Here is a 22,549-nt window from a genome sequence, read left to right as displayed (position 1 = left end):
AGCGAATCCAGGGAGAAAGATAGTAGATGCCGAGCGTGATCAGCATCACGATCCATTTGAATCGCCGGAACCGACCCTGCGCCCGCTTTGGAAACACTTTCTTTCGTGCAGCATAGAGTGGCTGACGGTTGCGCAGGACACCAACGTCGTCGACGTCTGAGCGTTCGATGCGATCGTCAACTCTCGTGGGAGCTATGTTGAGGCTCATCGCATGCCATCCTGTTGATGATCCTCATCCCGCATTTGACGAGCCAAGCGTTCTTGACACAAGTCTGGGAGAGAAAAGTGAGCCCATCGGCTCAATCAAAAGGAGAGCCACACTCCGCGAGGGGTGTGGCTCGGAGGAACTACGAGCCGAAGCACGAAGGGACGTCCTCCAATGCCGGAGAATAGCAGCTTGCTCGCTTGCAATCGTTGAGTGAAATCAAAATCCTGCCAACTTTTTCAGTTCGACGCGCAAGTTTTCTGGCTGCCCCGAACGCAACCGCCTTGCTTAAATGGACAAGATTGTGATCGACTGCTGACCGTGTCGTCCGTCCGGCCATGAGGATTGTGATGCACGTGAATTCGTGATTTTTCTTTTCTATTTTCCGCCGCCCAGGGAATGAACAAATACGGTCAGCTCCTTCACGGTGGTTTCGCCGAGCCGGGCCAACCAAGCCGGCATAACGCCGTGTTTCGGCAGGGTCACCTGGCGGATAATCGCCTGCTCCCCTTTCCCCTTGAGCCAGATCGCGTCGGCGAGATTTGGGGCTCCAATCTCCTGTTTGCCCCTGTCGTCTTCACCATGGCAGGCAGCACAATTATCGAGGAAAACCTGCTTGCCGGCGTCGGCCGCCGTCGGATCGAAAGCTGTGTCGGTCAAGCCCCAAACGTAAGCGGCTACCTGGCGTATCTGCGCGCGTTCGAGCACATCACCGAAGGCAGGCATCTCAGAGACGTGCGTCTCGGGATCTGCCTCGAAGCGGATGCCGTGAGCGATGGTTTGTTGAATGGCGGGAAGACTGCCGCCCCATAACCAATCGTCGTCGTTCAGATTGGGAAACCCCGGAGCGCCGGTGGCACCGGAGCCATGACACGGCGCGCAGTTGACCTTGAAGGCAGAGGCGCCGCCTGCGATGGCAAACTCGCGCAGCATCGGATCGGCGTCGATTTCTTCGACGGATTTCGCGGCGATCCGAACATCGAGACGGGCCTGCTCAACCTTGGCGTTGTCCATTTCGCGCTGCAGTTCCGCGCGGCTCGAAAAGCCGAGCAGTCCTTTGGTGGTATCTCTGATCAGGGGTATGGAAGGATAGGCGATGGCATAGCCGACGGCCCAGAGGATCGTGGCATAGAAAGTCCACACCCACCATCGCGGCATGGGATTGTTGAGTTCACGGATGCCGTCCCATTCATGGCCCGTTGTTTCGACGCCGCTGAGTTCGTCTATATGTTTGTCCGACATCTCAATCATCCTTCAGAGGTATGTCAGCGGCTTCGTTGGCAATCTTTTGGCTACCTGGCCGGAGCGTGAAGGCGATAGCCCCTACGAAAAACAAGGCCATTGCGAGGAGTCCCCAACTGTCGGCGAAGTGACGCATTGCAGTATATGTTTCCATGGAGGCACCTCAGCGATAACCGGTGGCATCGTCATAGGTCGAGAAATCGACCAGTGTTCCGAGCATCTGCAGATACGCGACGAGCGCGTCCATCTCGGTCAGCCTGGTGGGGTCGCCGTCGAAATCGCCGACCTTCGCTTTTGGATATCGCGCCAGCAGATCGGTCGTATTTGCGTTCGGATCGGCTTGCGCCCGCATGTCGGCTTCCGCATTCGCCAGCATGTCTTTGCTATAGGGCACGCCGACATCCTCGTTAGCCTTGAGATCCATGCCAATATCCTTAACCGTAACGTCCTTCTCCTTGAGGAAGGCATAAGTGGGCATGATCGACTCCGGCACGACCTCGCGCGGGTTGGACAGATGCTGGACGTGCCATTCGTTGGAATAGCGACCGCCGACACGCGCCAGGTCCGGTCCCGTGCGCTTCGAGCCCCACTGGAACGGATGGTCATACATGGACTCGGCGGCGAGCGAATAATGGCCGTAACGCTCCACTTCGTCTCGGAACGGGCGGATCATCTGGCTATGGCAGAGGTAGCAGCCTTCGCGGATGTAGATATTGCGCCCTGCCAGCTCGAGAGGCGTGTACGGGCGCATGCCTTCCACCTTCTCGATCGTGTTCTGGAGATAGAACAGCGGCGCGATCTCGACGATGCCGCCAATGCTGACCACCAATAGCGACCCGACGAGCAGCAGGGTGGCATTTTTCTCGAGGATCTGGTGTTTGGCGAGTATTGACATGTTTATCTCACTCGGCGGCCTTGGCGATGAAAGCGCTCGGGATCGCGGCTTCCTCGCGCTGGCGCCCCTGGATGGTCATTGCGACGTTCCAGGCCATGATCACTCCCCCTGCCAGATAGAGAGCGCCGCCGACGGCGCGCAGGAGGTAGTAGGGGAACATCGCAGCCACGGTCTCTGCGAAGGAATAGACGAGGAAGCCCTGACTATTGTATTCGCGCCACATCAGGCCTTGTTGGATGCCGGCGACCCACAGCACCGCCGCGTAGATAACGATGCCCAGCGTGGCGAGCCAGAAATGCCAGTTGACCATGCGGAGGCTGTAAAGCCGCTCGCGTCCCCAGAGCTTTGGCGTCAGGTAGTAGATGGCGCCGAACGTGATCATGCCGACCCAGCCGAGCGCACCGGAATGAACGTGACCGATGGTCCATTCGGTATAGTGACTGAGCGAGTTGACCGTCTTGACCGACATCATCGGGCCTTCGAAGGTCGACATGCCATAGAAGGCGATCGCGACGATCATCATGCGGATGATCGGGTCGGTGCGGATCTTGTCCCAAGCTCCCGAAAGCGTCATCAGACCGTTGATCATGCCGCCCCAGGAAGGCATCCACAGCATCACCGAGAAGACCATGCCCAGCGTCTGCGCCCAGTCGGGCAATGCCGTGTAATGCAGGTGATGTGGGCCAGCCCAAATGTACATGAAGATCAGGGCCCAGAAATGGATGATCGACAGGCGGTAGGAATAGACAGGGCGGTTCGCCTGCTTCGGCACGAAATAGTACATCATGCCAAGGAAGCCGGCGGTCAGGAAAAAGCCGACGGCGTTGTGGCCGTACCACCATTGTGTCAGGGCACCCTGCACGCCCGAAAATAGCGAATAGCTCTTCGAGCCGAGGAAAGAGACCGGCACAGACAGATTGTTGACGACGTGCAGCATGGCGATGGTGACGATAAAGCTCAGATAGAACCAGTTCGCCACATAGATGTGCGGCTCCTTGCGCTTCAAGATCGTTCCTAGAAAAGTGACAAGATAAGCGACCCATACAATGGTGAGCCAGATGTCGACATACCATTCGGGCTCGGCATATTCGCGGGCCTGCGTAATCCCGAGAACATAGCCGGTCGCGGCCATGACGATAAAGAGTTGATATCCCCAGAACACGAACCAACCGAGATTGCCGCCGAAGAGCCGGGCTCGGCAAGTGCGCTGGACGACATAGAAGGAGGTCATTATCAACCCGTTGCCGCCGAAGGCGAAGATGACCGCGGAGGTATGAAGTGGGCGGAGCCGGCCAAAGTTGAAATACGGCGCGACGTTCAGATCCGGATAGGCAAGCTGGAGGGCGATCACGACACCGATAAGGAAGCCAATCACCCCCCAAAAGACGGTCGCAATCAATCCATAGCGGATGACCTCGTCAAAATAGGCTCCGTTTTTGGATTTGGCGCTCACTGTCTCGGGGGAAAAATCAATCCGCCGCAAAAGCAGCACGGTGCCCGCAAGCAGACAGAAGAACAGGATCCCCATCTGGGTTGCAAAAAGCTGATCATGAGAGGCCCCCGCGCCGACCAGTGCCAAGAAAGCCCCGACCGCAACCAGCACGGTTTCAGCGGTGTAATTCATGTCATGGTTCCCGAAGCGCAGACGACCGCGCCACAGGCGGCCGTCTTTCTCGCCAGTTGGGGAACTATTCGCACGTGAGGGGCACTCAGTCCTTGATCTCTCTCAACGATCGCTGCGATTTTTGTTTGATGACCCTGATTGCATCCCATTGCGCTTTGAATCACCCGAGGATGAGGCGCGTTGGGAGTGTTCTCATTGAGAACGTGAGCCGGAACGCGTGGTTGCCGCAGCGACCTCATCCGCGCGCGGATGGACACCAGCCACGCATGATTTCGCAGAATTTGATCAAAGATTGCTCGATCTCAAGGAAAGATTGCTCGATCTCAAGGAATGTCGGCCGGTCCGCGCCTAAAACTTCGGGCCGGTTAATCGGGCTATCGCGAAGGAGATCAGAAATGCGTTTGAAAATCTATACGATCGTCGCAACGGCGGCGCTGGCCACATCAGCGACGCCACCCTTGGCCGCGGACTACCAGATTCGGATGGTGAACAAGGGCACGGACGGCGCAATGGTCTTCGAGCCAGGTTTCACGAAAATAGCACCAGGCGACACGGTCACGTTTATTCCGGTTGATAAGGGACACAATGTCGAAACGTTCAAGGGTTTGATCCCAAAAGGCGCACCGGAGTTCAAATCCAAAGCAAACGAAGAATATCGGGCAAAATTCGATATACCCGGCGCCTATGTGGTGAAATGCACGCCACATGCCGGCATGGGCATGGTGGCGCTCGTTCAGGTTGGCGACCACCCGACCAATCTCGATGCCATTAAGACTGCAACCGTTCCAAACCTCGTGCGCAAGCGCCTTGACGCTGACCTCGCGCAGATTGCCGAATAATGCCGGCCGCAGGAGAAAGGAGCATGCAATCATTTGCAAATTCCCTGCGGGAAGCAATCGGGCAAGGCGACCTTAAGGCGTATGTCTATAGCTACCCCCCAAAACGGACATATAAAGAGCTTGAAACGTTAGTTTGAGCAATGTGTGGGATTCAAACGACCAGGCGCCGGTATCGTTATATATACATGTGCCATTTTGCCGATATAGGTGCACCTATTGTACGCTCTTTCTGACCACGCGGCACACGGAGGATCTTATTCGACGTTATGTCGAAAAGATCTGCTGGCAGATACGCCTTTATGCAACATTTGCGGGGCACAGACCTGTGGCATCGCTCTATATCGGCGGCGGAACCCCGACTCTCCTGCCCATGGATCAGCTTGCCCAAATTTTCTCCTCCATTCGAAATGGCTTCCCAAATATCGACCGTTCAACCGAGCTGTGCGTGGAAGGCTCTCCCGACACTCTGTCCGGGGAACTGCTAGATTTTTTGAAGAACCAGGGCGTGAACCGGATCAGCATGGGAATCCAAACGATGGATTCCGTCGAACTGAGAGCGTCCGGACGTCCATATCCGGTTTCTGTGTCGATTTCCGCCATCGAAGCAATTCGGACGCGTTTTGATAATTTCAACCTCGACTTGATCTACGGTCTCTTCCGTCAAACACAGGAAAGTTGGAAACGCTCGCTGGAGCGGGTTTTGTCCTTTCGGCCAACAACCGTTTCGCTCTACCCGGCGGTCACCCGGCCACTCACTGCTGTGCAAAAGCAGCAGCGATCGCAACCTGGGGAATATGTGGAAGACCATGTCAAATATGCGATCTACGACAGCAATGTCGATTTTATGCAGGATAATGCGTATCGGCAGGAATCCTTCACCCGTTTTACCTGTCTTCCCGAAGGCACCAGCGCCTACAGCCAGGAAACGTCTGACTTTCTCGGCATTCCGACGATAGGCATAGGGGCAGGCGCGCGAAGTTATAACGGGAAATACCACTACAGCCTCGACTATGCTGTCGCGCTGAAGAACGTCGGCAAAGTCATAGACGATTACGCAAACCTCGAACTCACTGGCCGGAATTTGCTGAAATATGGAGTGATATTAGACGAATCCGAAGAACGTTTGAGATATTTTCTACTCAATCTTACCCTCAACCAGCTTTCAGAATCGGATTATTCACGACGCTTCAAACGGGATCTCCGCGCCGATTTTTTGGAAGTGATAGATGCTCTGGAAGTCGAAGGCTGCATCGATTTGCGGTCCGATGGGGCCATCCGCCTGACCCGGAAAGGTTACAAATACAGCAACCTGATAGCCCATCACCTCTTCTCGGACCACGTGAAGATCCGTGAAGAAAGGTACGTCCCGAAATGAATGACAGTGAGCGGTTTTGGGAACGAGGTTATTCGGATCCCAACGTCTGGACAATGGGCGGGCCAAGCATCGAAGTCTATGAGGTAGAACAGCAACTGCCAAGAAACGCAACGGTCGTCGACCTAGGGTGCGGCGAAGGCAGGAACGCTCTCTTTCTTGCATTCAGGGGGCACACGATAACAGCTTTGGAATCGTCATCGAGCGCGGTCAGAAAGCTGAGATCGGTTACCGCCAAGCATTCGTTGAATATCAATGTGATCGAAGGGAGAATTGAGGATTTCGTGCCTGATCAGAGGTACGACCTGGCTCTCGCGCACTCTTCGTTGCATTTTGTGAGCAAGGATGTGTGGGTTCCGTTGGTCAACGAGTTGAGACAACGGACCAACGAGGGCGGATTTCACAATTTTACAACAATCATCGGCACTTCCCGGTATCCCGTTCCGTACGAGTGCCGGCACTCCAATTCATTCGATCGGGGCGATCTTGAATCATTATATGCAGATTGGCAGGTACTACGCTCTGATTTCTATGCAAAATGGGATTCCCATCCCGGGATTGCGACGCATGTCCACGCAGTAGAAAAATTTGTGTCCAGAAAGGCAGTGCCCGACGGCCCTTTGCCATTCACCAAAGTCGACCTGTCGAACAGCGACGAGCTGCCTTGCGACTTGTTCGAAAAGATCCCGCTCGGGATGCATGTTGCGGACGTCAGCATGTTATGCGTCCGACCGACGACGGTCAATCGGATCGCAATGCCCGGAGTGAACCTTACCTCGCCGACCGAACTGACACGCGGCTATGCTGTTGAAGAGTGGTTCTTTGGCAAGCATGCGCTTCAGTTCACGCAAGGCGTGCTGACGGCCAAGTACGAGTACTTTACGCAGCCGATCTCGTTGCAAACGGTCCCGAGGACGTCAAACGGGTTTGAGGCAGGAGCCCATCTCGGCTCGCAAAACACAAAATGAAACCAGGGCATACGAGGACTGCTGAGAGCATGGGGGCAGAGCTGGTGGAAAAGAGACCGCGCAAGAAGCCGCCAATCCAGCACGGTTGGCGGCATGGATAGTCGAATTCTCGTACTCACTATTGCTGTGTTTATCACAGGACTGGCCGAGAACGTTTTCATCGGGGTGCTGCCGGATATGGCCGGCAGCCTTGGAGTAAGCGAGTCCGAAGCAAGTAGCGTCATTTCAGTTTTCTCGATCACCTATGCCTTCTTCGCGCCGATCGCTGCACTGATTTCCTATCGTTTCGATCCAAAACCGACGCTCGTCGCAGCGATATCGATCTTTGCAGCAAGCAATGTGGCGGTCGTGATCGGTGGATCGGGGCTGCTCGTGATAAGCGCCTCGAGGATCATCACGGCAATGGCTTGCGCGCAGATATCGGTGTGCGCCGTCGGTTCTGCAGTTCAGATCGTCTCGGAAAGATACCGAGCTCGTGCCATAGCCGCCGTGTACCTTGGAATAAGCGGCTCACTTTTTTTGGGGGTGCCTCTGGGCGTTTGGATTACACATCTGATTGGTTGGCGCGCCGTAGGCCTTGCGATGATCGGGCTATCTGTCGTCACTATATGGCTTGTAATCGTCCGACTACCGAATGTCGGGTCGAGGAGCAAGCGCTCGCTTTTTGGCAAATTGTATCTAGCTCATTTCCGAGATCGCAATCAGATGATGGCGCAGTGTGTTTCCATTTTGTTCATTGCAGGTCATTTCACCCTCTTCAGTTATTTGACCTCTTACGCCGCAAGCAAGGGGTTCTTCGGGCCACATTGGGAGGCCTTTCTTTACGCGGTTTTCGGGTCGTCGGGCATGGCGGGCGGCGTGCTTGCCGGTATTCTCTCTGACGTCGCAGGTCGTCGGCTCGCGCTGGTCGCCAGCCCTGCAATCTATCTCGTCACAACGTTGCTGTTATGCATGTCAGAAAGCAGCATCTTTTTTTTCGCGAGCCTGTCAATGTGGGGATGCGCGAGCTGGTCGATCTCGCCGATCGTCCAAAGCTATATTGCGGATCTCGGCCGAAGCCCGAACGACATTATCATCGGTGCGAATGTCACCGCAATGCACATAGGCGTTGCCGGCGGCGCCGTAGTCGGCGGCAAGCTTATTGCAAATTATGACGTGTCGGTGCTGCCGATCGGGGCAGCCGGCCTGGCTGCGATAGCTTTGGCCACGGCCATCTTGTCGGTCAGAAGCTCGCATTGATGGTGCGGTGTGGCAGGGTGATCGCGTCCACCTGCTCGATGTGGTTCTTACGAGCGTTCGCGGAGCCATTGCGCCGAATCTCAGCACTGCGCCTCCATCGAGCAGGACGGAAAACTTCGCAGTTGCTTAAAATTCCGCATCGCAGCATCCCGTTGAGGACCTACTACCAACTTTAATCGATGCCTGCTCCGGCAATTGCGGTCTCGCGGACGTCCACCGGGCTTTTCCGGGCAGATAAGGCGACAAGCCGTGATCAAGGATCATATTATTACAATATAGAATGGGGCGATCGACGCCTTGGCATCCTCTTTGCTTATCACACTTCCATCTCGCAGTTGCGAAATGATTTCCGCCGAGGCAGGCGCGCGCCCTGCTTCCATCCACCCCCACAATGAGGACTTGCTATGGGTGATCTACTAAAAGGAATCTCGAATTTCCGCGGTGCCGTGTTCCCGAACTACCAGGCACTTTACCGCAAGCTTGCGCAAGAGGGACAGCAGCCGCACGCCTTGATGATTTCGTGCGCCGACAGTCGAGTCCTGCCAGAAACCATCACGCAGTCAGGACCAGGCGAGCTGTTCGTATGCCGCAATGCCGGAAATATCGTTCCACCATTTTCCACCGCAAACGGTGGCGTTTCGTCCGCAATAGAATATGCCGTCGTAGCTCTCGCGGTTCGAGACATCATCGTTTGTGGCCATTCCGATTGTGGCGCGATGAAAGGCCTCTGCCGTCCCGAATTGCTAAAATCCATGCCGAACGTCGCCGCTTGGCTGAAGCATGGTTGCGCTGCGCATTCGATCGTTTGCCAAGCCTATCCGGCCGACCTTTCCGAACGTCAGAAGGTCCGCGCTATCGCCATGGAGAACGTCATTGTTCAGCTTGACCACCTGCGCACACATCCGTCCGTCGCAGCCAAACTTGCGACCAATGACATAACGCTGCACGGGTGGTTTTTCGATATCGAAACCGGCGAGGTGGAGGTTTACGACGGGTCGGCCGCTCGCTTCACAAAGATACGCGAGGACGGGCCGTTACCGGTTGCCGTTACCGGTCGTGATCGGCCGCAAGTCGCAGCCGCAGTTGCAGCGGAGTAGGGCCATGACCAATAACAACTTCGCTTTTTCGCGCGATTTCTCCTCGTCGCTTGTCGTCTTTTTCGTTGCTATCCCGCTTTGCCTTGGAATTGCGGTTGCCTCGGGCGTGCCTGTTGCCATGGGCCTGATATCAGGCATCGTCGGCGGGATTGTGGTGGGCTTGCTGGCGGGTTCGCCCCTGCAAGTGTCAGGCCCTGCCGCTGGTCTGGCGGTCGTTGTCTTCGGCTTTGTCGAACAATATGGAGTGGCCATGCTCGGGCCGGTCCTGATCGTTGCCGGGCTTTTGCAGATCCTTGCCGCGTTCCTGAAGATCGGTTCATGGTTTCGGGCAATCTCGCCCGCTGTCGTTCACGGTATGCTGGCCGGTATCGGCATTCTGATCATCCTCGGACAAATACACGTTCTGATGGGGGCCAAACCGGCTGCGGGTGGCATTGAAAACGTCGTGGCGATGGAGCGAACATTCGGACATCTTTGGGGGGGCGGTTTGACGAGCGAATCCGTCGACCTGCTTGTAGGGCTGATTTCCTTGCTCGCGATGATCGGCTGGGAAAAATTCAGGCCCAACCGGCTGAGGCTGGTCCCGGGTGCGCTGGTAGGCGTTGCCACCGGAACCACATTAACGGCTGCATTGCGGCTACCGATTGCCAGGGTCGAGGTTCCTGCATCTCTAGCAAACAGCATTTCATTGCCGACGGTGGAAAGTTTCGCGAATATGGCTCAGCCTGGGATCGTCGTTACAACGCTGGTAATTGCGGTCATCGCCAGTGCTGAATCATTGCTGTCGTCTGCGGCTGTCGACCGGATGCATGACGGCGCCAGCACACGCTTCAACAAGGAGCTTTTCGCACAAGGTATTGGCAACGGGTTCTGCGGACTGCTCGGTGGTCTACCGATCACTGGTGTTATCGTGCGCTCCTCGGCAAATATCCAAGCCGGTGCCCGCACACGGGCATCGGCAGTCCTGCATGGCGTCTGGATTCTTGGGCTGACGGTGTTGCTGCCGCAATTGCTTTCCATGGTGCCGCTGACGGCGCTCGCCGCAATACTGCTCGTGACGGGTTGGCGGCTGATCAGCCTTCATCACGTGCGCGATCTCTTCGATCATCATGGTTGGGTGCCCGTGGGCATCTGGGTTGCGACCGTTGCCATGGTCGTCTTGCAGGACTTGCTCGTGGGCGTGGCTCTAGGTTTGACGCTCTCGATTTTCGAGGTCCTTCCTTATCTACGGCGCAAGCTTGCTATCGATCGAATGGAAGATGCTGAGACGATTCATCTGACGCTTGGAGGCGTTGCGACTTGCAGGGATGTTCCCGCGCTCCTTAATACTTTGGAATCGCTTCCAGCTGGTTGCACGGTCCGGATCGTCAGCAGCGATTTGCACTATGTCGACCATACCTGCGCAGAGACCTTACGCGATTGGCTTAAGCGGCAGAAAAAAGTAGGGCGCACGGTCGATATTCAGCATCCACCCGCCGGCCGTCATCCGCGCTTGGTGCCGATCTTCAAGCGATTGACCGCCGAGACCGCGGAACCCGCAGGATAAGTCGCAGGGGACTGCCGAGCAGCGGATGGGCGAAGACATTCTCGGCCATCCGGATCTTATGCCTTTGATCAACCGCCTCGCAAATTATGATTTAAAGAAGCTTGCCTGTTTCTCCTGAGATTTTTTGGTGCGTCCGCGCTGCCCGGCTTAAAAGGAGCGACCGTCGCATCTGGATTTGAAAACGCGCGCTGCACTTCGTATTGCTTAGGCCGGCTTGTCGTCCGTTTGCAGAGCGACGCTTCCTGCGTTTCTGAGCGCGATAGCGAAGGAAGAGCTTCGCTGCTTGATTGGCGGCCGGCCGTGTCGGGTTTCTGACAATCCGTGGTTCTTCCTACAAACTCGCCATTCGAACCGGAAACGCTATGTCGAATCCATCTGCCACTTTCTTGAGTTACAGGGATCAAGCAGGTCTTCGGAAAAGGCGACCAGGCAGAGAAGCTGAGCGCCAGCGGGGCGCACCGGCGCCTTGCTGCATCTTATCCGGCGGAAAATCTTCGTCATATTCGATCGAGACCATTTCCACCCTCGACGGATAATCGTGAGCGTCGTGCCTTTTTGACTACTACATAGGCGATTGCGAGCAATACGAACCACAGCGGCGTAACCTTCAAGGCGATAGCCGTGTCCGGCTTCTGCGCCAAGGCCCACAGGATGAAGATGAAGAAGCCGAAGACCATTGCGACAGCCGCACGTCCGCCGGGCAGTTTGAAGCTGGATTTTTCGTGCAAGTCAGGCCGCTTGCGGCGATATTGCAGGTAAGATGCAAGGATGATCGACCAAATAAAGATGATAAGCACCGCAGAAACCGTCGTGACGATCGTGAAAGCCTCGATAACATTATCCCCGGAGTAAAGCAGTCCGATGCCCGCCAGCAGAAAGACGCACGAGAAGAACAGTGCATTTACCGGCACTTTCCTTCGGTTCAACTTGCCGAACAGGCTCGGCGCCAGCCGGAGGGTCGCAAGTCCGTAGACCATGCGCGATGTTGAATATATGCCTGAGTTGGCACTTGATGCCGCCGAGGTCAATACGACGAAATTCACCACATGGGCGGCAATACCAAGTCCAGCAAGCGAAAACATAGCGACAAACGGGCTCGAATTCGGATCGACTTCATTCCATGGGATGACCGTAAGGATGACGAACAGGGCACCGAGATAGAAGAGTGCCACGCGCACCGGAATCGAGTTGATTGCCTTTGGCAGGTTGCGGGCCGAGTCTTTGGTCTCTGCCGCGGTCATTCCAACGAGTTCGACACCTGCAAAGGCAAACACAGCAATTTGGAAACCGGCAACGAAACCGTGGAAGCCATTCGGAAAGAAGCCGCCATGCAGCCACAGATGCGAGACCGATGCCGTGCTTCCATTGGGCAGTGTGAAGCCTTTGGAAAGCATGTAAACACCGGTAAGGATGAGTGACACGATAGTGACAATCTTGATGAGCGCAAACCAGAATTCGATTTCACCGAAATTGCGCACCGTCGGCAGGTTGAGGGCGAGAAGCGTGAATATCAGACCAAGCGCTGGTACCCAGAGCGCAATGTCTGGGAGCCAAAATGACACGTAGCTGGAAACGGCGACAACGTCGGCCACCCCGGTCACAATCCAGGAAAGCCAGTAGGTCCAGCCGGTGAAAAACTGCGCCCAGGGCCCGAGATAATCCCCGGCGAAATCCGCAAACGAACGATATTCCAAATTGGATAGCAGGATTTCTCCGAGCGCACGCATGACAAAGAAAAGCATGAAGCCAATGATCGCGTAGACGAGCAAGATCGAAGGCCCGGCGAGCGAAATGGTCTTTCCGGATCCCATGAAAAGACCGGTGCCAATTGCGCCTCCGATGGCTATAAGCTGGAGATGCCGGTTGGAAAGGTGACGTGCAAGATGATCATCCTCTTTTCGATGCGAATCTACGGAGTTCCGTGGTGCTATATTCATTGAGTACCTCTCGTCGTTTATGATCGACGGGCTGATGATCGGCCAAAGCTCACGGGCGCCAGCAGACAACATCATCCAAGTCAGATAGCCACTGGCACAGCTCGCGCCAGACGACTAAAATCCGACATTCAGCACGGCATCATTGACAGGCAAGGCGAGGAAAACGCCTGGTCTATACCCGCTTGAATGCCACAACGGCATTCGTGCCGCCCATGGCGAAGGCGTTGCTCAGTGCTACGTGCAATTTCCGCTCGCGCGGCACATTGGGAGTAAAATCGAGATCGCAAGCAGGATCCGGCTCGCGGTAGTTGGCGGTCGGCGGCACGACGCCTTCGCGCAGAGCCATCACACAGGCGATCATCTCGAGCGCGCTCGACGCACCGAGGCAATGCGCGTGCACGGATTTGGTTGAGGAGACGGACATCGAGTTGGCATGATGTCGGAAGACACGTTTGATCGCTGCTGTTTCGATCTGATCGTTGGCTCTGGTACCAGTGCCATGCGCATTTAGATAATCCACGTCCTCAGCATTCAGCTCAGCATCAGAAAGGCAGGCGCGCATCGCGGCCACCGGCCCTTCGACGGCAGGTGCAACGATGTCGAATGCGTCGGCGGAAAGACCAGCGCCGGCGATTTCGGCAAGTATCGTCGCACCCCGCCGTGCCGCATGCTGATAGCTTTCCAATACCGCCATTGCCGCGCCCTCGCCTAATACCACGCCTTTTCTGTCGGCGGAGAAGGGTCGGCAGGTATCGGGCGCGAGTATGCGCAGCGCTTCCCAAGACTTCAGCACGCCCCACACAAGCGGGGCTTCGCTGCCGCCGGCCAGCATCACGTCGGCGCGGCCGAGCCTGATCTGATCCACTGCCGAGGCGATGGCATGGTTGGCCGAGGCACAGGCGGATGTGACGCCGAAAACCGGACCGCGCAAGCCAGGGCTCATGCTGACCTGAGCGGCGGCAGCACTCGGCATAACCTTGGGTGCAGTAAGGATGGCAGCCCGCCGAGCGCCATCTAAAAGAAGAGCGCGATAGTTTCCTTCGATCGCTTCCCAGCCGCACACGCCAACACCCACCATCGCACCGATGCGATAGGTGTTTCCTTCGTCAATGGAGAGTTCGGCATGTCTTGCAGCTTCGCGTGCGGCAATCACGGCAAGCAAGCTGAAGCGGTCCATTGAATTGGTTTGCTTGGAATTTAGGCCATGCTCCGGTAGCGCCTTGATCTCGGCGCCGATCATGCCCTTCAACTCGTGAAGGTCTGAATTGGCGATTGGGCCGATAGCGGAACGTCCTTCGCGCATTGCTTCCCAGATGGAGGTGTGGTTGGTTCCCAGTCCGCATAGGCCGCCCATTCCAGTGATAACGACGCGCCTGTCCATTCAAGCCTCCCTTACTCTCAAAGCGCGGACGGCTTCAATGAGATCACCGACAGTTTTAAGATTTGCCCAGGCGTCTGCGGTGTTAAACTCGATGCCGATGTCATAGGCTTGCTCCAGATCCCAGAGGATATCCGCCAGTCCTATCGAATCGATACCGAGCGAGGTCAGCTCGGTCTCAGTCGTTATTTCGGCGTCGCTCAAGGAGGGATCTCTGTCGGTGCCATACGCAGCAGCGTTTTTCTTGATCATGGCGATGACGTTATCTGCGATTTGATCTGCCATATTGTCTCCTCTCGATTTTTCCTACGACGCACAGGTGGCACCAGGAACGTGTCCCCTCCCTCGAAATGGAAGGATTTGATTGGCCCAAAATGCTCTAGCGAGCGGCCCTGATCAGCCTCTCAGCAAGATTTGTCTGGCGAGCAATGATCTCAGATCCTTCATAGGAAAGGTGACCGCTATCTCGGTAAAGGAATTTGCCGTCGATCTCGGTTTTGCATTTTGTGCCGTCGCAGAGAAAGTCGTGGTAGGAAACGACTTCTACGTCGGCCTTTAGCGCTGCTTCGTTTAACAGCTCCAGGGTGCGGGCGCGTCTGCGGCGATATTCACTCACATCTATTTTGCAGTCGCTGTAGCGCCCAAGCATAATGCTCCCCCTCGCCTTGCGCTCCAGGCAATCGCCGATGTCGAAGTTTCCGACTGGCGGAGGAGCAACCACAACGACGCGCTTGCCCGTTGCCCGAACGGCTTCGACGAGAGCCTTGATCCCTTCAACGGCTGCATAGAGCGAGAGCTCGCCCTCAGTGAAAGTCTCACCATTTCTCTTGAGCAGGATAAATTCACCCGATACAGGCGTGTCGAAAGGGCTTGAAATAACAACTGTGCTTATCTCCGGTCGGTTTTTCAAAATGGCCAAAACGCGGTCGTTGAAGGCAATGCAATCCTGGGCAAAGGCAAGGGAAAAGGGTGACGCTAATTCCCTCGAGACAGCAGCAACGCCAATGGCGGGGAGACACCCGCTCATCGTGAGCTGGGCAAGGCCGCCTTCGCCAACTGTTTTGGCCAGGCCCGGAACAAGTGCCATTGCAAAAGAATCGCCCCAGACCAATAGCTCGGGCCTGCTTGCCGTCTGGCAGCTCTTGGGGATTTCCTGGGGAGGCGATCCCAGGCTGAAATCACATGCTCTTCCCAGGCCGTAGTTGATCCGCCGGATGGTGGCGAAATCAGATTTGCTCTCGGTCGCGGCAATGGCAAGGGAGGGCGAGGAGGCGAGCAGAACCGATGTTGCAGCCAATCCCGAGACCAGCCGGAGGCGCGACATGGCGTATCCGCGTCGGAATGGCTCCTCCACGAACCTGTAAAGCGCCCAGCTCCCAACCATTGAAAAAGCAACGGCCGCATAGATCGCAAGCGCTGGAGGTTCCGCCAACCACACAGCTCTCACATAGACGAGCACGGGCCAATGGATGAGATAAAGCGAGTAAGAGAGGTCACCGATCCTCCTCATGCCACGCACGACCGCGTTGTCCCAGTTAGGCGCGCGTAGGAGAGCGAGAGTGGCCAAGCAAACCAAAGCGGCATTGACGACGGGATGAGCAAAACCCATCGGGGCAAGGAGGAGAAGCGCGAGTGCTGGGAAACGTAACTTCGCAAGCGCGGCAGACACCAAGGGCCTGATGGGAAGCAAAGCCCCGAGTGAACCCATGGCCATTTCCCAAGATCGGGTCGGCAGAAGATAAAAGACAGCCGAGGGGTTCCAGGTGACCAGACAAACACACAGGGTCAGGCTGGCGACAAGGAGCATGGCAATTCCAACGAGCCACCATCTCCTGGGAACCGAAACCAAGAAGAGAGGCAGCAGCAGGTAATATTGTTCTTCGATCGAGAGCGACCAAAAATGCAGGAGGGGCATCCGTTCGGCGACAGGGCCGAAATAGTCCGCCTGCAACCAAAGAACGATGTTGGCGGAAAATGTGAGGGCCCCTATCACCTGATTGCGGAACTCCCGCAGCCCCACGTCCGACAGAAAAAGAGGCGCAGCGATCGTCGTAAGCGCAATAACGACGTAGGCGGCCGGCAACAGACGCTTCGCACGTCTATAGTAGAATTCCAAGAAGCTGTACCGCGACTGCTCCAGTTGCCTACTGATCAGATCGGTGATCAGAAAGCCCGAAATTACGAAAAAACATCAACGCCAAGATAACCAGCTGCGAACGGCCCAATATGGGCATGATAGAGAACAACCAGCAAAACAGCGAGCCCTCGTAGGGCTTGGATATCGGCTCGAAATTCTCGCGGCATCGGTAGGACCTGATGTAATTCTCAATTGATGGGATTGACCGATGACTTGGCCGAAAGGTGACTGTTTAGTAGGCTGCCCAAGCAAGCCAGCGCTGGATCGGTTCTGACTTCATGAGCGCGCTGCGGCCCTAGGTGCACTCGACATATACGACGCATTGGCAGGCCAGGCGCGTCATAGCTCCGGTCCATTGCGATCGATCATCGAGCCAGCAGGCCAATCGGACATTGATCGTCCAATCGGCAGAACGACGACAAGTGCGTCATCGATGCGTGTGGGCGGCTTATCGAGACGCGGCTCTTGTAGGGTGGACCGCACGCGAACGTCCGAAAAAACCGTCACAGGACCGTAACGGCCGAACCTCTCGATATGCCTTTGCAACTCTGGCCGAACCGTGCCGAAAGCAAACGGAACGGCGAGATCCTGGAGGGTTGGAAGCATGGCTCGGATTGAATGGCTCATTCCGAGTCTTTCGCGATCGGTGCGTATCCCGTACAATCCCAACTCAGCTACCGGCAGGTCAATTCCATCAACTTTAATGAAGCGACGTAGCAGTCCCAGATGAGCGGCGATCCCGTGAGCGTCATAACCGATGAGGCGAAGCTCGGGTCTTGCTCCGGCCCAGCTTTGACTGCCCTCGAATGGTTTTGCATTAAAGGCCCCGGTTGGCCCGTAGGTCGTTCGAAAGAAGTTGGCGAGTTCCACATGATCGGCGAGTTCCAGCTCGCTTTCCCAGCATAGTCTCCACCGCATTTGAGAGCACATGCAAAAATCTCCTCTTCCGAGTGTTTTTTAAAAGCAGCTATGCGATGAAAGTCACCGGGTTGAGGACGCCTAAAAGGCATTCGTCTGCCGCCGACTGTAGCCCTCATTAGGATCGATCGTGGCGCTGGGTTCCTGACTGTGGGGCTTTGCAACCAAATACCTGTCCATTCGCGAACCGCTTGCGACAGCCATCAATGTACTTGATAGCGATCAAGCGATGTTCCTTTAATGGATCATAGCGCACAATTCGTAAAATCGATTATTTGGATGCGGTGCATCCAAGCGATGAATGGGTTGCATCCCATAAGCGCGACACTTAAACTCTTGTTGAACTCAATGCGCCAGCGACTGGAAGTCGCTTGCATTGTGAACATGAGAAAAATCGCTCGCACTTAATTCGAATCATCATAGTGCTGGATGGCGATTGGTCAGCAGTGCTGGCCATTTCGGGAATGGACGCGTAAAGCGCTCTTGCATAAACGGACGGGACGAAGAATGGAAGAAAGCATCAGGATCGACAACCGGGGTGACTTTGGCATCTGGGCTATTGAGGTTGCCAAGCAGATTGTCGGTGAACAGGGTTTTGATCTGGCCAAGGCCGCGCGTGATGGAACCGAAGATGCAGTCCGCGAAACAGGTAATGCTCTTGGACAGGCTATCATCAACGCGCTCATGCAAGTCTATGACGGCCTCCTTGAAGGCGCGCCAGACTAGGCCCTCGCAACATCAGCAATTCGCTCCGGAATGCCTCGCGCGGGCACAGCCTGCCGTTACGAATCATCTTCAGCAACGCTGATTGAGAACGTCGTCGGCTTGGTTTTCTTGTCCCCGGACGAGCTTCACTCGGCAGTGCAAGACGGCCTGGCAATGCGATCGCGGCTAGCGGCGCACGCTGTGATCCACTCCGGTGTTCGCCGGCTGCGGCGTGATTGATTACCATCGACATCGATGGGTCGGCCAGGGGAATCGTCCCCGGGATCCCTGTTCATCATTACGCTCGATCGACCAGGTTGCCCTGTCATTACCACGTGGCAAGCAATGACAGGGCGGGTGCGCTGACGCGGATGGCATTGATGCGCCAGCGACAGGGCGCCCGGTCTATATCAGACAATCGGCGCGGGAGGAATCCCATTGGCAAAAAATGAAGATGGTCATAGCGGAACCTTGCAATGGTCCGAATGACACGGGAGAACGAGGGCAGTTGGGGAAACTGACGGACGCAGCCCGACCAGCCGCCCACGCGCATCTAATCATTTATCGCGCGAGAGATCATCTCTGCGAGATTGAGTTGCCCACTAAAGTTTTTTGTTGCCGGCGCGAGCGCGGCTGCATACCCCTGATGCGCTTTCTCGTATGAGAAGGGCTTTCACCGTAATTTGCCTTGTACATCGCCGAGAACCGCCCGAAGTGAAGAAATCCCCATTTCAAGCAAATTTCTCTCGTTGTGTGCCCATTCTCAGGATCAAGTAAATCCACCCGCGCCGCCCGCAGGCGAAGCATCGCCAAATAAGCGGCCGGCGTGGTCTCCCGGAAGGCACGGAACCCGAGTTGCAATGCGCGTGTCGACACGCCAGCGGCTTTGGCGACCATCGGAATTCTGATCGGCTGGCTGATATTGGCTTCCATATATTCAATCGCGCGCCGGACATGCCTCGGGGCAATCATGTAGGGCTTCCTGTCGAGCAGGTGCGAAAGCTTGTGAGGGACAAAGCGTATTATCAGGTCGGCCAAAGCTTGCGTGATATGCGCCATTGCAATTGGGGATCGAACCGAGGGATCGCGCAACCCACGAATGACGGTCTCCGCGAGAGAGCCGATCATTTGACCGGCTGACGTCGACATTTCCAATTCCGGAAGAAGGCCCAATGATCCACTGAATGGCGTCTCGAAGGTCTGATCGAGCGTCTGTAGAATCACATTCCAATCGAGCAAAAGTTCGTCAATGATGTTCGATCGGCCGTACATCATGACGCTCTCTGGCTCAAGATTGTTGTATAAGAGCAATTTACCGTGTCGAGCGGTGGCTTCGCGCGAGCCGTATGTCAATCCCATGCCGCCGCTACGCGGTAGCACAATCGACAAATGCTCCACTGCGTTGATGGTAGGCTCAATCTGAAACTCGAACTCGTGTTGATGAAAACCCTTGATCACGGTGGCACAGTCGCAGGTGGAAAAATCAAGACTCCATTGGAAGTCATCGACGGGGCTGACAAGCTCGGCTTTATACTCGCCAAAGGCGGTACCGAGTGTTTCGATCATGCCATCAAATGACGATCCATCACGCCTAAATGTCAAATGTGGGTTACTGCTTTGCGACATCCGATACGCCTGTTCGTGATTACAATTTGGATACTGCATTCTTCGAGCGCTAATTTCCGGTTAGTCACCGCGGAAATGAACCCCGGCTCATACGCCCGTGAGGCCTTAGGGAAGTCCGTCCGCGGTTCGTCGTCATAAAAGACCGATCCGCTCGGCAATCTTGTGGAGGCTCAACTTCATTTCCGTCTCCTAAGTGTCACCTTCGCGACACATGGAAGGGCTTGCTATGCGGTACGCCTCCTGCAGAATTATCTCACGCATCCAGGTGCTCGCCGGATCGTTTTCATGGGAGGCTGGCCACTGGATGCCCTCGGTGAACGCTGGAAGAGGTATTGGACTTTCCACAATCCGCAAGGGCATAGATGGTGCGAGATGCTTCACCAGTCGCAGAGGCATAATCGCGAGTCTGTCGGTGCCCAACAGCGCTGCCGGCACCATCCCAAAGCTCTGAACGGCGACTTCGATACGCCTTTTGACACCTCGTTCCGATAGATAAAAATCCTCAAGCGATTGCTGTTGGCCAACCCCAGACTTAGCCGTGACGTGGCCCATCGACATATAGTCTCTGACTGTGAGATGCCGAGATAGCTTCGTATTCGTCGTACAGCCAACAGACACGAACTTTTCGTCGAACAGCTTCGCTCTCGGATGTGCGCTTGACATGAACAATTCCGGAAGAATCAGAAAATCTGCTTTGCCCCGCCGCAGAAGCTGGTCCGGGTTATCTGGGAGCGGAATCAACTCGAAACTGACTGCGGGAGCTTCCCGTGCCAGCCGCTTTATGATTTTCCGGAAGAACACGGTCGTCATGAAATCACAAAGCGCAATCGTGAAGTGTCGCTCCGGTTCGTCCAGTGCGAAGCTGCCGGCAGAAATAACGTTGAGTTGAATGTGCTGGAGTGTCTCTCGAACCGCGGAGGCGAGGCTTTCCGCACGTGGCGTCAGAATAAGTTTTCGGTTCTGCATCGTAAACAGGTCATCGCCGAAATAGTCGCGCAGCCGGCGGACGGCGGCACTCATCGCAGGCTGACTGAGATTGATGCTGCACGCCGCTGCTGAAACGTTACGCTCAGTCGTCAAAGCGTCCAATGCGACGAGAAGATTAAGGTCAAGACCCTTGAAACGCATACCGATTTAGCCTCAGAATTATCGTGAGGGTTGAAAAGAACAGTAGTGTTCCGATGTTTGCGGGGCAGATCTGACGTCGTGAAGTTGCAAAGCAAGATCAACCAGCATCGCAAAGACCATTGGATGCGTAATCCGGATATCTTGGGATTGAATCGACTAGTTTTGATTGTAGGCAACCTGACATTTTGGACATTATGACCTGCCGCCTGCCGTTGCGCGCTTCACAGTCTTCAGGCGTTGATTTTGGTTCCATCCGGCCGTTGCCCTTAGGCACATTGATGATGTCGCAAATGGTTTCAACATCCAACTGGACGCGTGTCAGATGCTCGACAGTGACGGTACCGAACTCACACATCGTTAATCCCGAAAGGCGAACTTGCCTGGAACGCGGCTTTGAACGAGCTAGTGGAAAGGTATGTCGACACCGTGCTTCAAAAGGATACAGGCGCGCCGTGCCTCATAACATGCGACGTGTCTTGCCCGGTCAGCTTCAGCGTTCGTACCGGCAAAATCGCGCAGCAACAGGACGCGCTCGGGCGGCCGGTCGCTAAATTGTCAGTTCATTAAAAAACTGAATTGGCTTGCTCCTCCCTTTGGGCCGTGGCGATTTTGCAAAGTTCATTTGCACTCCGCGACCATGTGGTAAGAACCCGCGGCCTTCAGAACTCGCTTTCAGGAATTCGACATATCGCAATGCCTGCCGCAAAAACCCAATTGAGGGGCTGCGAGGGGCGAACTCCCGGACAAGCCAAAACGGTGCACCTGAAAGGGGCAAGGATTCGTGGCAAATCATGCAATCAGACGAATGTGAAATCCCACCCTGTCAGATGCATATTGGCAAGATCAGCCACAGTCTGCACACCAGGCAAATGAACCAATGGATCCACGCTGTTTTCCGAGGTGACATAGGCGAGATTTGCAGTGTGCATCTTATTGTCGTGGTAGACAAGGATGTCGCCGGCAGCCTCGCCTGAAATCGCGCGTGCGGCGGCAGTGCCATCGGCGAAACTCCGGTCAGTGATCACCACGACGTGCTCGCCGTTCGCACCCGAGGCCTTGCCGCTATAGAAGGTGTCCACCGGAAAGCCCGACTGAACGCTCGCGTGATTGACGAAATTCGCGCCGAAGCCGTCGTTGTAAAGGTCCATCGCGTCGAAGGCGAAAGTATCCTGCGCCGGATCGAAATCGAGGATGGTGGAGATGTCCGGGTCTAGTCCCTGTTTCGGGAACACCCCTGGCATCGGATTGTGGTCCCCGGGCTGAGGATTGTGGAACTGGAAGACGAACGTGTCGCGCCCCTCGCCCCCTTTCAGCCAATCCCTGCCGTCACCGACGAAGAGAACATCATCGCCTTTTCCGCCGGAGAGATAGTCGTTGTCCTCACCGAAAATCGGGGGTTTATCACGGCCGTTGTCGCCGGAGAGATAGTCGTTGCCGTCTTCGCCGTAGACCTGATCATTGCCCGCGCCCCCTAAGATCCGGTCATTACCCTCGCCGCCGAAGGCACGGTCATTGCCTGGTCGAGAGTCGATCCAGTCGTTGCCCCCGTGATCAATGATCACATCGTCTCCATTGCTGCCAAAGAGGCTATCGGCGTTCTCGCTACCTCGGAAAAACTTTTCCATCGCAAATACTCCTTTGATGCAGCGCCATAAGATGCTGTGTGGCGCCATGAGCATAATTGATTGTTTCG

At 55.7% G+C, this 22,549-nt stretch carries 19 protein-coding genes and 1 pseudogene; 7 read left to right on the top strand and 13 right to left on the bottom strand.

The annotated features are described in order from the left end of the window. The 5 genes and pseudogenes from ACXHXG_RS21680 to ccoN all read right to left on the bottom strand — a co-directional run. A pseudogene (locus ACXHXG_RS21680) lies at positions 1-208 on the bottom strand (cytochrome c oxidase accessory protein CcoG); the annotation flags it as partial. 375 nt (positions 209-583) lie between these two features. Then, complete coding sequence (ccoP, locus tag ACXHXG_RS21675) at positions 584-1,447, bottom strand: cytochrome-c oxidase, cbb3-type subunit III (RefSeq protein WP_457900667.1); 864 nt, start codon at positions 1,445-1,447, stop codon at positions 584-586. A gap of 1 nt (position 1,448) precedes the next feature. Next, positions 1,449-1,601, bottom strand: a complete 153-nt coding sequence (locus ACXHXG_RS21670) for a cbb3-type cytochrome c oxidase subunit 3 (RefSeq protein WP_104825658.1) — start codon at positions 1,599-1,601, stop codon at positions 1,449-1,451. Positions 1,602-1,610: 9 nt separating this feature from the next. Then, positions 1,611-2,342, bottom strand: a complete 732-nt coding sequence (ccoO, locus tag ACXHXG_RS21665) for a cytochrome-c oxidase, cbb3-type subunit II (protein ID WP_260305715.1) — start codon at positions 2,340-2,342, stop codon at positions 1,611-1,613. Between the two features lie 7 nt (positions 2,343-2,349). Beyond that, the gene (gene ccoN, locus ACXHXG_RS21660; RefSeq protein WP_457900666.1) at positions 2,350-3,966 is read right to left on the bottom strand and encodes a cytochrome-c oxidase, cbb3-type subunit I; all 1,617 of its coding nucleotides are present in this window, start codon (positions 3,964-3,966) and stop codon (positions 2,350-2,352) included. A 395-nt stretch (positions 3,967-4,361) separates the two neighbouring features. On the opposite strand from ccoN, the gene ACXHXG_RS21655 reads away from it, so the two are divergent. The 6 genes from ACXHXG_RS21655 (at position 4,362) to ACXHXG_RS21630 (ending at position 11,027) form a co-directional block, all read left to right on the top strand. Further along, positions 4,362-4,805, top strand: coding sequence for a pseudoazurin (locus ACXHXG_RS21655; protein WP_260305712.1), 444 nt, complete (start codon positions 4,362-4,364; stop codon positions 4,803-4,805). Between the two features lie 142 nt (positions 4,806-4,947). After that, positions 4,948-6,180, top strand: a complete 1,233-nt coding sequence (locus tag ACXHXG_RS21650) for an STM4012 family radical SAM protein (RefSeq protein ID WP_457900689.1) — start codon at positions 4,948-4,950, stop codon at positions 6,178-6,180. Next, positions 6,177-7,145 (top strand): class I SAM-dependent methyltransferase, encoded by a 969-nt coding sequence (locus ACXHXG_RS21645; RefSeq protein WP_457900665.1) that lies wholly within the window; start codon positions 6,177-6,179, stop codon positions 7,143-7,145. The genes ACXHXG_RS21650 and ACXHXG_RS21645 overlap by 4 nt, the downstream gene beginning before the upstream one ends. Before the next feature lie 93 nt (positions 7,146-7,238). Next, positions 7,239-8,384: an MFS transporter gene (locus tag ACXHXG_RS21640; RefSeq protein ID WP_457900664.1), complete on the top strand. Its 1,146-nt coding sequence runs from the start codon at positions 7,239-7,241 to the stop codon at positions 8,382-8,384. Between the two features lie 404 nt (positions 8,385-8,788). After that, positions 8,789-9,481: a carbonic anhydrase gene (locus tag ACXHXG_RS21635; protein WP_260305708.1), complete on the top strand. Its 693-nt coding sequence runs from the start codon at positions 8,789-8,791 to the stop codon at positions 9,479-9,481. A 4-nt stretch (positions 9,482-9,485) separates the two neighbouring features. Then, positions 9,486-11,027 carry a SulP family inorganic anion transporter gene (locus tag ACXHXG_RS21630; protein WP_457900663.1) on the top strand — a complete coding sequence of 514 codons (1,542 nt, stop codon included), beginning with the start codon at positions 9,486-9,488 and terminating at the stop codon, positions 11,025-11,027. Positions 11,028-11,524: 497 nt separating this feature from the next. On the opposite strand, the gene ACXHXG_RS21625 is transcribed toward ACXHXG_RS21630, so the two are convergent. The 5 genes from ACXHXG_RS21625 to ACXHXG_RS21605 form a co-directional block, all read right to left on the bottom strand. After that, positions 11,525-12,964 carry an amino acid permease gene (locus tag ACXHXG_RS21625; RefSeq protein WP_457900688.1) on the bottom strand — a complete coding sequence of 480 codons (1,440 nt, stop codon included), beginning with the start codon at positions 12,962-12,964 and terminating at the stop codon, positions 11,525-11,527. Between the two features lie 172 nt (positions 12,965-13,136). Then, a complete protein-coding gene (locus tag ACXHXG_RS21620; protein WP_457900662.1) occupies positions 13,137-14,345 on the bottom strand; it encodes a beta-ketoacyl-[acyl-carrier-protein] synthase family protein in 1,209 nt (402 codons plus the stop codon). Next, positions 14,346-14,627 carry an acyl carrier protein gene (locus ACXHXG_RS21615; RefSeq protein WP_260305703.1) on the bottom strand — a complete coding sequence of 94 codons (282 nt, stop codon included), beginning with the start codon at positions 14,625-14,627 and terminating at the stop codon, positions 14,346-14,348. 94 nt (positions 14,628-14,721) lie between these two features. Then, on the bottom strand, positions 14,722-16,482 hold the full coding sequence (locus ACXHXG_RS21610; RefSeq protein WP_457900687.1) for an acyltransferase family protein: 1,761 nt from the start codon (positions 16,480-16,482) through the stop codon (positions 14,722-14,724). A gap of 336 nt (positions 16,483-16,818) precedes the next feature. Beyond that, complete coding sequence (locus tag ACXHXG_RS21605; RefSeq protein ID WP_260305701.1) at positions 16,819-17,409, bottom strand: NodA family N-acyltransferase; 591 nt, start codon at positions 17,407-17,409, stop codon at positions 16,819-16,821. A 495-nt stretch (positions 17,410-17,904) separates the two neighbouring features. On the opposite strand from ACXHXG_RS21605, the gene ACXHXG_RS21600 reads away from it, so the two are divergent. Continuing rightward, entirely contained in the window at positions 17,905-18,123 is a 219-nt protein-coding gene (locus ACXHXG_RS21600; protein WP_457900661.1) for a hypothetical protein, read from the top strand. A 555-nt stretch (positions 18,124-18,678) separates the two neighbouring features. Here the strand turns inward: ACXHXG_RS21600 and ACXHXG_RS21595 are convergent. The 3 genes from ACXHXG_RS21595 to ACXHXG_RS21585 all read right to left on the bottom strand — a co-directional run bounded on the left by ACXHXG_RS21595 (position 18,679) and on the right by ACXHXG_RS21585 (position 22,535). Further along, a complete protein-coding gene (locus ACXHXG_RS21595; protein WP_457900660.1) occupies positions 18,679-19,728 on the bottom strand; it encodes an AraC family transcriptional regulator in 1,050 nt (349 codons plus the stop codon). A gap of 189 nt (positions 19,729-19,917) precedes the next feature. Beyond that, a complete protein-coding gene (locus ACXHXG_RS21590; protein WP_260305698.1) occupies positions 19,918-20,856 on the bottom strand; it encodes a LysR family transcriptional regulator in 939 nt (312 codons plus the stop codon). 797 nt (positions 20,857-21,653) lie between these two features. Continuing rightward, entirely contained in the window at positions 21,654-22,535 is an 882-nt protein-coding gene (locus tag ACXHXG_RS21585) for a calcium-binding protein (RefSeq protein WP_457900659.1), read from the bottom strand. Between the last annotated feature and the right edge of the window lie 14 nt (positions 22,536-22,549).

It is taken from the genome of Rhizobium sp. LEGMi-198b (genome assembly GCF_054114205.1).
Note: the sequence above shows the minus strand (reverse complement) of the source record. Positions and strands in the feature narration are given on the sequence as shown.

What these genes read in the sequence shown, in the direction of transcription:
- ccoP (WP_457900667.1), bottom strand. Translation starts at nt 1,447, where the DNA reads ATGTCGGACAAACATATAGACGAACTCAGCGGCGTCGAAACAACGGGC.
- ACXHXG_RS21670 (WP_104825658.1), bottom strand. Translation starts at nt 1,601, where the DNA reads ATGGAAACATATACTGCAATGCGTCACTTCGCCGACAGTTGGGGACTC.
- ccoO (WP_260305715.1), bottom strand. Translation starts at nt 2,342, where the DNA reads ATGTCAATACTCGCCAAACACCAGATCCTCGAGAAAAATGCCACCCTG.
- ccoN (WP_457900666.1), bottom strand. Translation starts at nt 3,966, where the DNA reads ATGAATTACACCGCTGAAACCGTGCTGGTTGCGGTCGGGGCTTTCTTG.
- ACXHXG_RS21655 (WP_260305712.1), top strand. Translation starts at nt 4,362, where the DNA reads ATGCGTTTGAAAATCTATACGATCGTCGCAACGGCGGCGCTGGCCACA.
- ACXHXG_RS21645 (WP_457900665.1), top strand. Translation starts at nt 6,177, where the DNA reads ATGAATGACAGTGAGCGGTTTTGGGAACGAGGTTATTCGGATCCCAAC.
- ACXHXG_RS21640 (WP_457900664.1), top strand. Translation starts at nt 7,239, where the DNA reads ATGGATAGTCGAATTCTCGTACTCACTATTGCTGTGTTTATCACAGGA.
- ACXHXG_RS21635 (WP_260305708.1), top strand. Translation starts at nt 8,789, where the DNA reads ATGGGTGATCTACTAAAAGGAATCTCGAATTTCCGCGGTGCCGTGTTC.
- ACXHXG_RS21630 (WP_457900663.1), top strand. Translation starts at nt 9,486, where the DNA reads ATGACCAATAACAACTTCGCTTTTTCGCGCGATTTCTCCTCGTCGCTT.
- ACXHXG_RS21625 (WP_457900688.1), bottom strand. Translation starts at nt 12,964, where the DNA reads ATGAATATAGCACCACGGAACTCCGTAGATTCGCATCGAAAAGAGGAT.
- ACXHXG_RS21620 (WP_457900662.1), bottom strand. Translation starts at nt 14,345, where the DNA reads ATGGACAGGCGCGTCGTTATCACTGGAATGGGCGGCCTATGCGGACTG.
- ACXHXG_RS21615 (WP_260305703.1), bottom strand. Translation starts at nt 14,627, where the DNA reads ATGGCAGATCAAATCGCAGATAACGTCATCGCCATGATCAAGAAAAAC.
- ACXHXG_RS21605 (WP_260305701.1), bottom strand. Translation starts at nt 17,409, where the DNA reads ATGTGCTCTCAAATGCGGTGGAGACTATGCTGGGAAAGCGAGCTGGAA.
- ACXHXG_RS21600 (WP_457900661.1), top strand. Translation starts at nt 17,905, where the DNA reads ATGGAAGAAAGCATCAGGATCGACAACCGGGGTGACTTTGGCATCTGG.
- ACXHXG_RS21595 (WP_457900660.1), bottom strand. Translation starts at nt 19,728, where the DNA reads ATGTCGCAAAGCAGTAACCCACATTTGACATTTAGGCGTGATGGATCG.
- ACXHXG_RS21590 (WP_260305698.1), bottom strand. Translation starts at nt 20,856, where the DNA reads ATGCGTTTCAAGGGTCTTGACCTTAATCTTCTCGTCGCATTGGACGCT.
- ACXHXG_RS21585 (WP_457900659.1), bottom strand. Translation starts at nt 22,535, where the DNA reads ATGCTCATGGCGCCACACAGCATCTTATGGCGCTGCATCAAAGGAGTA.